The sequence below is a fragment of the Pelosinus sp. sgz500959 genome (assembly GCF_042610375.1).
Taxonomy (GTDB): domain Bacteria; phylum Bacillota; class Negativicutes; order DSM-13327; family DSM-13327; genus CTSoil-075.
Genome location: NZ_JBGJZL010000007.1, coordinates 164,140 through 178,403 on the forward strand (window position 1 = coordinate 164,140; position 14,264 = coordinate 178,403).

Genomic DNA, 14,264 nt, shown 5'->3' on the forward strand with positions numbered 1-14,264 from the left:
AGGTGGTAAGTTATGAAACTAAAAGTTGGTGCGAAGATTGCTCTGAGTTTTGGAGTCATTATTGTGCTCATTATGACAATGGGTATTTACTCTCTTTCCTCCCTTCGTAGTGCGAATGAAGACTTGACTAAAATCAATGACGCAAATGCACGCATGAATCTTGCTAATGATATTGTGATTCAATATAAATTAACAGTGTCAGAGATTCGTGCCTATGTCGCATATGGAGATGAAGTTAGATTCAATAATGTAGAGGGTAACTTTAACAAAGTCTTGACTCTTGAGAATGAGTTGGTACAGATGGCTAGACCTGAGAAAAAAGAAGCTGTCCAAGCTCTTGTTGATAAAACTGTAAAATATAAAAATACCATTATGACTGAGTATATGCCAATTGCTAAGGCTTATAATGCGGAACTCTTAGCAGGTAATTTTGTAAAATCGGAAGAATATCGGCAAAAACTTACGCAGATTGCAAAAAAAGTTGGTCCTCAGGCCGCTGAAATTGAAAAAATAACGGATGAATTCTCTAATAATAATGTAGCCGATGCAAAAGGGTTGATTAAAGACAGTATTGCACGAGCAAATAATGTCATGATGAGTTCGACGGTCATTAGCTTATTTGTCTTATTATTTGGCATTACAATTGCCATTATTTTGACCAATATGATTCGTCGCCCTGTCATTGCACTAACAGAAGTGGCAAAGCAATATGCACAGGGAGATTTGCGTAGTCATGTAGAGGTTAAGACTTCTGACGAAATTGGAGAATTAGCTGATTCACTACGTACCATGCATACGAGTTTTGTTGATATGATTTCAAATATCCGCTCAGCTTCTGAACAGTTGGCAGCTACATCAGAAGAAATGGCAGCATCAACAGAAGAAGTCACAGCAACTAGTGGTGAAATCTCTGATAATATGCGCAATTTAGCGATAGAAGCTGAAACTGGTAATCAATCCATGCTTGACGCTTCTCAAGCTCTTGTACAGTTATCAAGTCTGATACAGATCGCTAAAGCAAAGGCTGAACATACTTGTGAAAACTCAGAACAGACCTTGAGTGCTGCTGAAAATGGACGACTGAAGGTTGATGAATCAGTGAGTAAAATGGATCATATCAAAGACCAAGCCGAAAAATCTAGTCAAATTATTGGTGAACTCAATGAGTATTCTCAACAAATATCTCATATTACGGATACCATTACCAATTTAGCCAAGCAAACCAATCTATTAGCTTTAAATGCTGCCATTGAGGCTGCGCGAGCGGGAGAGCATGGGCGTGGTTTTGCAGTTGTTGCTGAAGAAGTACGCAAATTAGCTGAGCAATCTGATCAGGGAGCTCAAGAAATTACTTCATTAGTGAAGATGGTTACAGAAAAAACAAATGTGGCCGTTTATGCAATGGCACAAAATGTGTTGGAAGTTGAACATGGAGTTTCTACAGCGAATGAAGCTGGACTAGCGTTAGATCGAATTTTACAGGCTGTTAAGCAAACAACAGCTGAAGCGCAGGAAATTGGTCATTTAACTTCCGAAGAAGTTGCTAGTTCAGAGCAAATTGTAAAAGTGATTGATCAATTGGCGACGGTTATTGAAACTGTTGCTACCCATGGTGAAGAGGTTTCGGCTTCCGCTGAAGAACAATCTGCAGCCATGCAGACTGTAGCAGCAAGTGCAGAACAAACAAGTGCAATGGCTCATCAATTAAAAAATTCTGTTGAAAAATTTATGATCTAAAAAATGGTTTATGATTGAGATTTAGCTTAGGCTAAGTCTCTTTTTTCACCATAAAAATGATGATAATTATTATCATTGAAGCTGCAGATATGATATAATTAATCTAAGAATAGGTATACTAGATCATGATAGATCTATTCTAATATTGATTTATTGCACAATGGGAGGTTAGAAATGGAAGAAGTTATGAATGCTGTCACACATGGTGTTGGTACTTTGCTTGCAGTCGTTGGTTTAGTGCTATTAACTGTATTCGCTTATCTTTATGGTGAGATCTGGCATGTCCTTAGTTTTAGTATTTATGGTACGACGTTGGTGCTTCTTTATTTAGCATCGACTCTATACCATAGTTTTAGGAATGAACGGTTAAAATATAAATTTAAAATTCTTGATCATTCAGCGATTTATTTGCTCATTGCAGGAACATATACCCCTTTTACATTAGTACCTTTGCATGGTGTATTGGGGTGGACTGTTTTTAGTATTGTTTGGGGTCTTGCCGTACTAGGAATTGTTTTGAAGATTTTTTTTGTTGGACGCTTTAAAGTCATATCGACCCTTTGCTATCTTCTAATGGGGTGGATGATTGTCGTTGCGATAAAACCTTTGATTGCAACAGTGGCGGTGCCAGGAGTCATATGGTTGATCGTTGGCGGTTTGTTTTATACACTAGGCAGTGTTTTTTATCTATGGAATAAAATTCCTTATAATCATGCTATATGGCATTTATTTGTTTTGGCAGGGAGTATTTCTCATTTTATTGCCGTATTTTTCTATGTACTTCCCATTCATTTAAGTGTATGAAAAATCAAGTGATAGTATGAGGAAAGAAACGTTACAGACTTTTTGTCATTCTCTTAAGATTGAGCATATGGGCATAGCAGGAATTGGACCTTACTTGGAATTAGAGCAGATTATACAATCTAGGAATGCAAAAAATCAATACACTGAATTTGAAGAAAAATGTATAAATAAAAGGATTGATCCGCGACTGACTATGGAAGATGTTCAGTCGGTGATTGTTTGCTTATTCCCTTATTATACGGGTGAAAAGATTGAAGGCAATCTAGCTAAATATGCTCATGCTCTTGATTACCATAGGATTGTAAAAGACAAATTAGATAATATTGGTAAATTTTGCGCAGGAGAAATACCTGGTTTTCATTATAGTGCCTTTGTAGATACTGGTCCTTTGGTTGATCGGTATCTGGCATATTTAGCAGGACTGGGATTTTACGGACGAAATAATCACATTATCACTGAACAGTATGGTTCCTATGTATCAATTGGCTATCTGCTTACGAATTATCCTTTTGAAATTGATAAACCTCTCGAAGGTTCTTGCTTACAATGTGGTCGATGCATTGCAGCATGTCCAGGGCAAGCTATTCTAGATGATTATACAATTGATCCCAATCGTTGCCGTTCTTATTTGACACAGAAAAAGGGAGAGTTAACAGAGGCTGAAATCAATATTATTAAGAAGAATAAGCTGGTATTTGGTTGCGATATCTGCCAAGATGTCTGCCCGCATAATGAAAAGATTGCTGTAACACAGTTAACAGAATTCCAAGAAGAGATTGTATCTGAATTAAACTATGAAGAGTTAGTAACAATCTCTAATAAAGAATTCATGAGAAGATATGGTAATCGTGCTTTTAGTTGGCGCGGTCGAAAATTAATTGTACGAAATTTTGAGTATTTACTACGGAATCGATAATCATAAAAAGCAGGTTACTTTTCATAAGAGAAGTAACCTGCTTTTTCTTAGGGAGTAGGGACTGTGGACTCGGATAGTATAGGGGTCGTCTTTGAGTGATTAAGGACGACAATATTTTGTTTCATAAGAATAGTTGCTACAGCGATTAGATCTTCAGGTGTTGCCTCGGGAATATCTTCTAGAGTGTACTTCATCTTCAAAGCCTGCCATTTTTGTCGACCATAGGTATGATAACCTAGTAATTCAACGGGAACAGGTTTTGGTAAGGAATGAACTAGGTGGGTGAGTGATTCTATATCCTCAGGTAAATTTGTTACACCTGGAATGACGACATAACGCAGAGTGACTGGGATATGCTGAACCATGTAGTGGAGATTTTTAATGATTTGCTGATTATCAAAACCTGCCAGCCATTGATGTTTTTGTGGATCAACGGCTTTAATACTGAATAAAGCGGCATCTGTATAGGGTAAAATCGCTGTAATATTATCCTGGTCATAGTAGCCAGCAGTGTCAATGGTGGTATGGATACCATGAGAGCGACAAGCGGCTAATAGTTCGGCAACAAATTGTGGCTGTAAGAGGGGTTCACCGCCACTGAGAGTGATTCCGCCGTGAGAGGCATCGTAGAAATGTCGGTAACGGAGTAGGTCCGCAAGTACTTTCTCTGTGGTAATGGTTTGATTGCCTTTGAGCCAAGTGTCAGGGTTATGGCAAAAACGGCAACGGAGTTGACAACCTGATAAAAATAGTACATAGCGAATGCCAATGCCATCTACTGTTCCAAATCGTTCGATCGAATGATAATAACCTTGCATCATGTTTACCTCCAGTATCCCCCTCTTACGTCTCCAATTATAATGCTTGGTAAAAGGTACGTTCAATGACTTCTGCTTGTTGAGCAGGAGTGAGTTTAATAAAGTTGACAGCATAACCAGATACACGAATTGTGAGTTGAGGATAGTTTTCAGGATGTTTACGAGCATCTTCTAAGATGGAAATATCAAGAGCATTCACGTTAATATGGTGTCCTGTACCTGCCGCATAACCATCGAGTATACCTGCTAAATTTTGAATTCTCGCATCACTCGCTTTTCCTAAGGTTGCAGGAAGAATCGAGAATGTATAAGAAATACCATCGCGACAATCATCATAGGATAATTTGCAAATGGACTGCATGGCAGCAAGAGCACCATTTTTATCGCGACCATGCATAGGGTTAGCACCAGGGGCAAAGGCTTGTTTGGCTTTGCGACCATCAGGAGTGGCTCCTGTTTTTGAACCATACATGACGTTGGAGGTAATGGTAAGTATAGATAAGGTGTGTTCAGCATTGCGGTAGGTTGCATGTTCTTTTAGATTCTTGCTGAATTCATGGCTAAGCTCAACTGCTAACTGATCCACCGTATCATCATCATTGCCGAAGAATGGGAAATCTCCATCAATAGCAAAGTCTTTGGCGATACCATTTTCATCACGAAGGGCTTTAACGCGAGCATAACGGATCGCACTTAGTGAATCAGTAGCGACGGATAGACCAGCGACACCAAAGGCCATTGTTCTATCTACCTTGGTATCATGTAAGGCCATTTGTGACCGTTCGTATGCATATTTATCATGGCTAAAATGGATGAGATTCATGGTATTGACATAAAGGCCAGTCAGCCAAGTGAGAACCTTTGATAAATTCTGTCGTACAACATCATAATCTAAATATTCTCCTTCTGGGATTGGCATAAGAGGAGCTAATTGCTCTCCTGTATTTTCGTCACGACCACCGTTGATGGCAAGAAGTAAGGCTTTTGCTAAATTTGCTCGGGCTCCAAAAAATTGCATTTGCTGACCAATTCTCATGGCTGATACGCAACATGCGATGGCATAATCGTCACCATATATGGGACGCATAATATCATCATTTTCATATTGAATAGCGCTGGTATCGAGAGAAACTTTTGCACAAAACTTCTTAAAGTCAGCAGGCATATCAACTGACCATAAAATAGTTAAGTTCGGTTCAGGAGCAGGGCCAAGAGTGTAAAGTGTGTGGAGTATGCGGTAGGATGTACGGGTTACGAGCGTTCGTCCATCATTACCCATGCCGCCAATTGACTCTGTCACCCATAATGGATCACCGGCGAAAAGTTCATTATAGTCAGGTGTACGCAAATGGCGAGCCAAACGAAGTTTGATGACCATTTGATCGATGAGTTCTTGAGCTGTCGTTTCTGTAAGGGTGCCATTTTGCAAATCTCGATGTAAGTAAATATCTAAGAAAGTAGAAATACGGCCTAGGGACATAGCAGCTCCATTTTGTTCTTTAATGGCGGCCAAGTATGCAAAATAGATCCATTGTACTGCTTCCTTGGAATTTTCGGCTGGCTGACTGATATCAAAGCCATAGGATTTAGCCATGGTTGCGATATCTTTCAAGGCTGCAATTTGTGCAGATACTTCTTCGCGTAGGCGGAGAACTTCTTCATTCATTGGTTGACCAGCAAGAGCGCTCATATCTTCTTTTTTGCTTGCAATGAGTTTATTGATACCATATAAAGCGACACGACGGTAATCTCCAATAATTCGTCCCCGTCCATAGCCATCAGGTAATCCTGTAATAATACCTAATTTACGAGCTTTTTTCATCTCATCCGTATACATATTAAAAACAGCCGTATTATGCGTCGTGACATGGTTATGATAAATGTTGCTGATTTCTGGATTTAATTGATAGCCATAAGCTTCACAAGCTTGCTCAGCCATGCGTACACCACCATTTGGAATAACGCTGCGTTTAAGAGGAGCATCAGTTTGGAGTCCAACAATAATTTCTAAACTTTGATCAATATAGCCAGGCTTATGTGAAGTAATTGTGGAAACGGTATCTGTATCGATGTCTAAGACGCCGCCCTTGCTGCGTTCTTGAGCCAGAAGCGCGCTACACTTATCCCAAAGTTTTTTCGTGTTAGGCGTTACCTCAGCTAAAAAATCACTATTGTTTTCATAGGGTAGATAGTTATTTTGAATAAAATCCCGTACATCAATGGCTGTCTGCCATTTTCCAGGTTTAAAAGTATTCCATGCGTTCATCATTCATATCCTCCTCTAATTCTGTGATAATTATTATCATTTAGTATCATTATAAATCTATTATATTGTTTTGCCTGTGACACAAATCATATACCTTAAAGTTTAATTCTTATTTTAATTCTAGATTTTTTATAAGAATGTGTCAATAGTGATTTTTATAGGATAATAAATATTAATTAATAAAATTTTCTAAACATAAAAAACCACCTGGATATAACAAATAATGTTATGCCCAGGCGGTCGGCGTTTATCAGATACAATCCCTTGTGGTTATTCCACTATCCGCCAGTCTTGTATCTGTTTTTATTACTTTGTAAATCCGATTCTATCTTGTTTTTATACGATTGTCAATATGGAATAAATAAATAATAAAGGAGGATAGTCAGAGAAAAAAAAGAATAGTAATGATTAAATCATTGTAAAAATTAGTTAGTAAAACGATAAGCTAGGAGAGTTCTTTGGCTCACTTCAAAGGGTAGAACGAATACTCATAGTCTTATGGAAAGAAGGCATTCTTGTTTTTTTGAGGTAATATTTAGAAAAAGTAGGGATGATAGGAGGAAAAAGTAATGTTTAAAAAAATACATAATTTTTTGCATGTAGATGAAGATATTAATAGTAAAGCGCGAGAAATATTGCGTTATATCGGCCCAGGAATCTTGGTAACGGTAGGATTTATTGATCCTGGTAATTGGGCTGCGAATATGGCAGCCGGTGCAGATTATGGATATAAATTATTATGGATGGTCACATTATCCACTATCATGCTCATTGTCCTTCAACATAACGTGGCTCATTTGGGAATTGTTACGGGGCAATGCTTATCTGAGGCGGCCACAGAACATTTACCAACTTTTGTATCACGGGGAGTATTATTTTCAGCCATTGCAGCCTCTGTGGCTACGGGACTGGCGGAAATATTAGGTTCAGCCATTGGACTTAATATGTTGTTTCACATTCCTTTAAAGCTCGGGGCTGTATGTGCTGCTGTTGGTTGTGGCTGGATGTTATGGGTTAATTCCTATCAAAAATTAGAAAAATGGATTATGGGTTTTGTTTCGATCATTGGATTGGCCTTTTTGTTCGAGTTAAGTTTGGTTCAGATTGATTGGACTGAAGCTGCTGTTGGCTGGGTGACACCTGTGATTCCAGATGGTTCACTGCTCATTATTATGAGTGTTTTAGGTGCTGTCGTTATGCCACATAATTTATTTTTACATTCAGAAATTATTCAGAGTCGACAGTGGAATTTAGAGGATGAAGTGGTCATCCAAAAGCAATTAAAATATGAATTTGCAGATACTTTATTGTCCATGTGCATTGGTTGGGCCATTAATAGTGCGATGATATTAATTGCAGCAGCGGTATTCTTTAGTAATCAAGTAGAAGTCGATGAATTGCAGCAAGCTGAAGTGATGTTAAGGCCCCTACTCGGTAATGCCGCCGCCATGGTTTTTGCTATTGCTTTACTGTTTTCTGGAATTTCATCGACGGTGACTGCAGGTATGGCTGGTGGGAGTATTTTTGCAGGAATATTTAAAGAACCTTATGACATTAAAGATCGCCATTCTTGGCTTGGGGTTGCTATTACCTATGTATTAGCAGTGGTGATTATCTTGTTTATTGAAAGTCCTTTTGAGGGCTTGGTGTATTCTCAAATGTTTTTAAGTATTCAATTACCATGGACGATTTTTTTACAAATCTATCTCACTTCATCGAAGAAAGTAATGGGTAAATATGCAAATACTGGTTTGCAGCAAGTTTTATTGTGGACGATTGGTGGTATTGTATCCATCCTTAATATGATGTTGTTATGGGATTTCATCAAATAGTAGTAAATAAAGAAGCCTAACATCTTGCATTATGCGAAATGTTAGGCTTCTTTGTTTAGTTTATAGATTTTCGATTGACTACGATCCCTATGATATGTATTTTGTGCCTGGCAAAGTAAAACCACGACCCATCACTTCAGCTGCATCTTGGACGATCATAAAGGCATGAGGATCAACGTCTTGCACAAGAAGTTTGATTTTAGCGATTTGTGTAAGACTGACAACGACAAATATGATGCGTTTTTCCTGCCTAGTAAAGGCACCTTCGCCGCGTAAAATAGTAGCACCCCGCCCAACTTCTTTGAGGATGGCTTCTGTAATTTTTTCTGTGTTATATGAAATGATAAACAGAGTCTTCTTACGATTAAATCCTTCAACGACCTTATCTGTAAGATTAGCACTAACGAACATTGAAATAAGAGTTAAAACCGCTAATTTAAGCCCAAAAAAGGTAGCTGCAATCATCATGATCACTAAATTAATTGCAAAACTGACAACACCAAAATTGAAGGAATAATACTTACGAACGACTGCTGCAACAATATCCAATCCACCGGCACTGCCATTGAAACGGAATATGAGTCCTGACCCGACTCCTGATATAATCCCACCTGTAATGCAGGCCAGTAACGGGTCATCAAGGGGATTCATTTTTGCTAAAAATTGGGTTGCATCTACTGCGACTGAAAATAAAATCGTGCCATAAATAGTTGTAATGGCATATTCTTTACCAAGAAGCTTGTAAGCAATAGCAACAAGAGGGATGTTCATGATGATAATTTGCAGACCAATTGGGAAACCAAACAAAAAATAAAAAATAATCGCAAGCCCGCTGACGCCGCCACTTAAAAGATGATGAGGCACTAGAAAAAGATTAATTGATGTGCTGGCAATTAAACAGCCAGCTGTAATGCAAAAATATCTCCAAAGAAATTTTTTCATACGATCCTCCGATTTTAATAACTAAGTATGATCATAGTAAACTGTGTATAGAAATCAATGATTGAAGGCTTTGAATCGAACAACGAAGGAGTATTAGAGCTTGTTAACGAATCTTTGAATGAAGGGATATTGATACTCTTCACCGTTGAGAGCTTTTATGGCACCGAGTATCGAAGTGACGAACAGTATAACCCATAGAATGCCAATTAGAGGAAGCAATAATACACCGATAAGTAGCATACAAAAAGCTCCGACAATGAAAGAGACGGCGAGTAGCGATACGTGGGCAATAAGTGCCTGTTTAGCATGTTCATAGACAAAAGGATCATCTTTTTTTAATAAAAATATGACGAGTGGTGCAGTAATGAATCCTAAACCGCCAAGAAAATAAGAGATATGAGCTAAAATCCCGAGGAATTTTTGTTCCCCTGTGATCCCATTCATAGAAACACCTCCTAAATATATTTTATCCTAGGGTAGCTTTTTTGTATACGCATGATTACTCGGTGGGACGATATCTTTTTAAAAAAAACTTGTCTTTAAAATATAGCTTGTGTTATGATCAAAGTAATCTATCTAAATCATCGTTACTTAGGGTGGTATCACATGAACCATACCGTAAAAAAGTAAATGCGTAGGATAGAAGGGATTTAATGAAACAAGTTAATTTTTGAGTATCCGCTTAGATCTGTGTAATGGACTGAGACGGGAGGTAGCAAGGATAGCTATGCCTTTCGGTCAAGTACCGGAGGGCTTTTTATTTTACAATCTTTTAGTTAAATGATATACGGGAGAGATGATCATGAAAGGGACCGTCGCTATTATTGGTGCTGGGAAAGTTGGAAGTGTACTTGCTAAAGCACTTTATAAACAAGGGTACGAGCTGGCTGGGATCGCCAGTAGGACACTTGAGTCAGCAAGTAAGCTAGCGAAAGAGTTTGATGTTGTAGCAACAACAAGGGCGGCAGATATTACACTCTATGCAGATCTTATTTTAATTACGACACCAGATCGTTGTATCGGTCAAGTCATTGAGCAAATTGTGCAAGATGGAGGAATTAGAGCAGGGCAGTTTGTACTTCATACTTCTGGAGGAGTATCAGTGGACATACTGAACCCAGCAAGGGATGTGGGGGCTTTTACTGGAAGTATGCATCCATTGCAGTCCTTTGCTGATGCCCAGAGCTCCGTTGATGCTGTGCTTAATACTTATTTTGCACTGGGTGGGGATGAGAAGGTTATTGAATTGGCCCAAGCAATTGTTAGAGATTTTGGTGGGGAAAGTTTTATTATTTCAGATAAGGACAGGCCACTTTATCATGGTGCAGCCTGTATTGTATCTAATTATTTTGTGTCATTAATGCATTGGGCTACCCAAATTTATACTGGATTTGGCTTGTCACCTCAGCAAGCTGCAGCAGCGCTCATGCCCTTGGTAAAGGGAACAATCAGTAATATACAGCATCTAGGACCAACAGAAGCGTTGACGGGACCGATTAGTCGGGGGGATGTAAATACGATTGCCCTCCATTTAGCTGCGCTTGAGAATAAAGAAGAAAAGACCTTATACGCTGAACTTGGACGATATACCTTAGGTGTTGCCTTAGAAAAAGGTAGTGTAAATGAGACGCAAGCTAAAGTCGTGAAAGAACTATTAACTTGTAGAATGGAGAGAGTATCATGAAAATTATTGAAACAGTTGAAGAGATGCGTCATTTTATTAAACAAGCTAAGAAAGAAGGTAAAAGTATTGCCTTAGTACCTACGATGGGATCTTTGCATGAAGGACATCTTACTTTAATGCGTCAAGCTAAACAAGCTTGTGATATTGTGGTGGTCAGTATATTTGTGAATCCTACTCAATTTGGCCCTAATGAAGATTTCGCAAAATATCCACGAGATTTGACAGGTGATAGTCAGGCTGCAGCCAGTGCAGGCGTAGAGGTTATCTTTCATCCTCAAGCTAAGGAAATGTATCCTGCTGGTTATGCTAGTTTTATTGAAATTGAGGGTATTACAGAAAAACTCTGTGGGCTTTCTAGACCAGGACATTTTCGTGGTGTGGCGACAGTTGTCAATAAACTACTGAATATTGTTCAACCTGATAAAGCATTTTTCGGGCAAAAAGATGCACAACAAGTACTCGTATTACAACGTATGGTAGCTGATTTTAATATGAATGTAAGTTTAGAAGTCGTACCGATTGTACGAGAAGCAGATGGTTTAGCCATGAGTTCACGTAATGCTTTCTTGTCAGCCGAGGAACGGCAAGCAGGACTTATCTTGTCTCGTAGTTTGAAAGTTGCTGAAGAACTTGTTGCCCAAGGGGAGTATCATATTGAAAAAATACGATCCGAGGTCATAGCAAAAATCCAAACAGAAAAGCTCGCAGAGTGTGATTATGTGGAAATCTTTAATTACCCTGCACTCCAGGAAATCAGTGTGTTACAGGATAAGGCTTTATTAGCACTTGCTGTTCGCATTGGCAAAACTCGTTTAATTGATAATACAATTTTGGAGGTTAAATAATATGTTTATTACATGCTTAAAAGGAAAACTTCATTGTGCAACTGTAACGGAGGCTAATCTTAATTACATGGGAAGTATCACCATTGATGAAACCTTACTAAAGGCTTCAGGAATCATCCCTAATGAAAAAGTACAGATTGTGAATAATAATAATGGAAGTCGCTTTGAGACTTATGTCATAAAAGGGGAAAAGGATTCAGGGGTTATTTGCTTAAATGGTGCAGCTGCTCGTAAGGTTCAACCTGGTGATAAAGTCATTATTATTGCTTATGCGATAATGACAGAAGAAGAAGGCCGAAACTTTACTCCACGAGTAGTCATGGTCGATGGGGATAATAAAATCGCTGAAATACGTTGTAAAGAGACTCATGGTGAGATTTATAAATAAAAAAGTGGACTTGACCTTTCGCGAGGTTAAGTCCACTTTTTTTGCTTCTATGTAGATCATAATTACTAAGGCTATAAACCTTTGTTTTTTAAAGGATTGGGGCATCATAATCTTTGCAGAGTTCATATATTTACAGTAGAAAAAAAATAGGTTATCATGTACTATCAGAAGTATAGTATGAATGCTAAAGTGGAAAAGGGAAAAATCTTAATCTGTTATAATACAATACTAGTTAGGGCATATTAAAATTTGACACAACAAAGTAGGGAGAGAGCGATGGAAATAAAATCAATCAAAAAGTTAAAGTTATATGGGTTTAATAACTTGACAAAAACGCTTAGTTTTAACATGTATGATATATGCTATGCGACAAGTCCAGAACATCGTCAGGACTATATAAAGTACATTGATGAAGAATATAATGCTGAGCGACTGACGCGGATTCTGACGGAAGTCGCAAGGATGATTGGTGCTAACATTTTAAATATTGCTCAACAAGACTATGATCCCCAAGGAGCTAGCGTGACTATGCTCATTTCAGAAGGGCATGCTACTGAGGTAGTTGAAACTGAAGATGGTGCAGAGGAAAATGAACTACCGATGCCTAAATCAGATGCAGTCGTTGCCCATTTAGATAAAAGTCATATTACGGTGCATACTTATCCTGAAAGTCATCCTGACAAGGGGATTAGTACCTTTCGTGCTGATATTGATGTTTCGACTTGCGGTGAGATTTCACCACTTAAAGCTTTAAATTATTTGATCAATAGTTTTAATTCAGATATTGCAATTATCGATTATCGGGTGCGTGGTTTTACACGGGATATTAATGGAAAAAAACTATACATTGATCATAAAATAAATTCCATTCAAAACTATATTCACCATGATACCCGAGAACTCTATCAAATGATTGATGTGAATGTTTACCAAGAAAATATTTTTCATACAAAAATGATCTTAAAAGAATTTGACCTGGATACCTACTTATTTGGGACCGCAAAAAGAGAACTGTTACCTGGTGAAAAGAAAAAAATCAAGCAACGAGTCAAGAAAGAAATGTCTGAAATATTTTCTGGTCGTAATATCCCTAAAGTAAAATAAAATTGATTATAACAATTCAATAAATTTTTGTGCTGCAAGAGGAACTGGCAGGCAATCATGAGTAATAATCCCAAGTTCACGTGGCGTAATCTTTGTCGTGAGCGTAAGGGGGAATAACTGATTGTCAGCCAGTTCTTTTTGTATGTATTCACGGCTGACAAAGGCTATACCGAGTCCTATTTTAGCCAATTCGATTAATAAATCGACACTGCCGAGTTGGATTTCTGGTTGAAAAACAATATTTTGCTGAGCAAAAAGAGCATCTAAAAATCGTCGCGTGGTTGTGTTTTTTTCTAAAGTCAGTAAGGGTAAGTCTGCAATGTCTTCGAGACTTAAGACTTGACTTTGAAGATGAGCAAAAGCAGAACTGGCAATAAATACATCATGAAGAAGCTTACGTTTACTCACGGTCATATTAGGATAAGTATGATCATGGTCAAGGTTCACAACACTGATATCAACGAGACCTTTTACTAATAACTCAGCGCACACAGGGGAAGGACGATTAATAACCTTGATTTTAATTTTGGGATAAAGGTGATTGAATTGCTTAAAATAAGGAAGTAAGTAATATTTGCAGATGGTATCACTTGCGCCTATTTTTAATTCTCCTTGTTCAAGGGAATGAAGTTCATTGATATTACGTTCGCCTAATTTTAGAAAATGGAAGGCTTGTTCAACGTGGGTGAAAAGCAGTATCCCAGCTGGTGATAAGTGAACTTGTTTGGTACTTCTAACAAATAGTTTGGTATTTAATTTTTCTTCCAATAGTTTGATGGATTGACTTACGGCCGATTGGGAGATATAAAGCTCATTTGCTGCGAGTGAAAAACTTAAATATTTAGCAACATAATAAAATACTTTATATAATTCAAAATTCACATCCATATATAATCACTCCTAATAGGTAGTATTAGAATTATTAATT

At 38.0% G+C, this 14,264-nt stretch carries 13 protein-coding genes and 1 riboswitch; of the genes, 8 read left to right on the top strand and 5 right to left on the bottom strand.

The annotated features are described in order from the left end of the window. Positions 1-12 precede the first annotated feature (12 nt). The 3 genes from ACAN52_RS12835 (at position 13) to queG (ending at position 3,457) form a co-directional block, all read left to right on the top strand. Positions 13-1,737, top strand: a complete 1,725-nt coding sequence (locus ACAN52_RS12835) for a methyl-accepting chemotaxis protein (RefSeq protein WP_378955273.1) — start codon at positions 13-15, stop codon at positions 1,735-1,737. Between the two features lie 174 nt (positions 1,738-1,911). Continuing rightward, a complete protein-coding gene (locus ACAN52_RS12840; protein WP_378955274.1) occupies positions 1,912-2,541 on the top strand; it encodes a hemolysin III family protein in 630 nt (209 codons plus the stop codon). A gap of 16 nt (positions 2,542-2,557) precedes the next feature. Then, a complete protein-coding gene (queG, locus tag ACAN52_RS12845; protein WP_378955276.1) occupies positions 2,558-3,457 on the top strand; it encodes a tRNA epoxyqueuosine(34) reductase QueG in 900 nt (299 codons plus the stop codon). 47 nt (positions 3,458-3,504) lie between these two features. Here the strand turns inward: queG and pflA are convergent, their stop codons facing one another. Beyond that, entirely contained in the window at positions 3,505-4,278 is a 774-nt protein-coding gene (gene pflA, locus ACAN52_RS12850) for a pyruvate formate-lyase-activating protein (RefSeq protein WP_378955277.1), read from the bottom strand. Positions 4,279-4,312: 34 nt separating this feature from the next. Next, positions 4,313-6,544, bottom strand: a complete 2,232-nt coding sequence (gene pflB, locus ACAN52_RS12855) for a formate C-acetyltransferase (protein ID WP_378955278.1) — start codon at positions 6,542-6,544, stop codon at positions 4,313-4,315. Between the two features lie 220 nt (positions 6,545-6,764). Next, positions 6,765-6,844: riboswitch (ZMP/ZTP riboswitch) on the bottom strand. A 266-nt stretch (positions 6,845-7,110) separates the two neighbouring features. Here pflB and ACAN52_RS12860 point away from each other — a divergent pair. Next, the gene (locus tag ACAN52_RS12860; RefSeq protein WP_378955279.1) at positions 7,111-8,373 is read left to right on the top strand and encodes an Nramp family divalent metal transporter; all 1,263 of its coding nucleotides are present in this window, start codon (positions 7,111-7,113) and stop codon (positions 8,371-8,373) included. A gap of 87 nt (positions 8,374-8,460) precedes the next feature. On the opposite strand, the gene ACAN52_RS12865 is transcribed toward ACAN52_RS12860, so the two are convergent. Further along, complete coding sequence (locus tag ACAN52_RS12865) at positions 8,461-9,315, bottom strand: YitT family protein (RefSeq protein ID WP_378955280.1); 855 nt, start codon at positions 9,313-9,315, stop codon at positions 8,461-8,463. A 93-nt stretch (positions 9,316-9,408) separates the two neighbouring features. Then, positions 9,409-9,759: a DUF4870 domain-containing protein gene (locus ACAN52_RS12870; RefSeq protein WP_378955281.1), complete on the bottom strand. Its 351-nt coding sequence runs from the start codon at positions 9,757-9,759 to the stop codon at positions 9,409-9,411. Positions 9,760-10,117: 358 nt separating this feature from the next. On the opposite strand from ACAN52_RS12870, the gene ACAN52_RS12875 reads away from it, so the two are divergent. The 4 genes from ACAN52_RS12875 (at position 10,118) to speD (ending at position 13,336) form a co-directional block, all read left to right on the top strand. After that, on the top strand, positions 10,118-10,999 hold the full coding sequence (locus tag ACAN52_RS12875) for a Rossmann-like and DUF2520 domain-containing protein (RefSeq protein WP_378955282.1): 882 nt from the start codon (positions 10,118-10,120) through the stop codon (positions 10,997-10,999). After that, the gene (gene panC / locus ACAN52_RS12880; protein WP_378955283.1) at positions 10,996-11,844 is read left to right on the top strand and encodes a pantoate--beta-alanine ligase; all 849 of its coding nucleotides are present in this window, start codon (positions 10,996-10,998) and stop codon (positions 11,842-11,844) included. The genes ACAN52_RS12875 and panC overlap by 4 nt, the downstream gene beginning before the upstream one ends. Position 11,845: 1 nt before the next feature. Further along, positions 11,846-12,232 carry an aspartate 1-decarboxylase gene (gene panD / locus ACAN52_RS12885; RefSeq protein ID WP_378955284.1) on the top strand — a complete coding sequence of 129 codons (387 nt, stop codon included), beginning with the start codon at positions 11,846-11,848 and terminating at the stop codon, positions 12,230-12,232. A gap of 276 nt (positions 12,233-12,508) precedes the next feature. Beyond that, positions 12,509-13,336 (top strand): adenosylmethionine decarboxylase, encoded by an 828-nt coding sequence (speD, locus tag ACAN52_RS12890; protein WP_378955285.1) that lies wholly within the window; start codon positions 12,509-12,511, stop codon positions 13,334-13,336. 6 nt (positions 13,337-13,342) lie between these two features. On the opposite strand, the gene ACAN52_RS12895 is transcribed toward speD, so the two are convergent. Further along, a complete protein-coding gene (locus tag ACAN52_RS12895) occupies positions 13,343-14,224 on the bottom strand; it encodes a LysR family transcriptional regulator (protein WP_378955286.1) in 882 nt (293 codons plus the stop codon). Positions 14,225-14,264 lie beyond the last annotated feature (40 nt).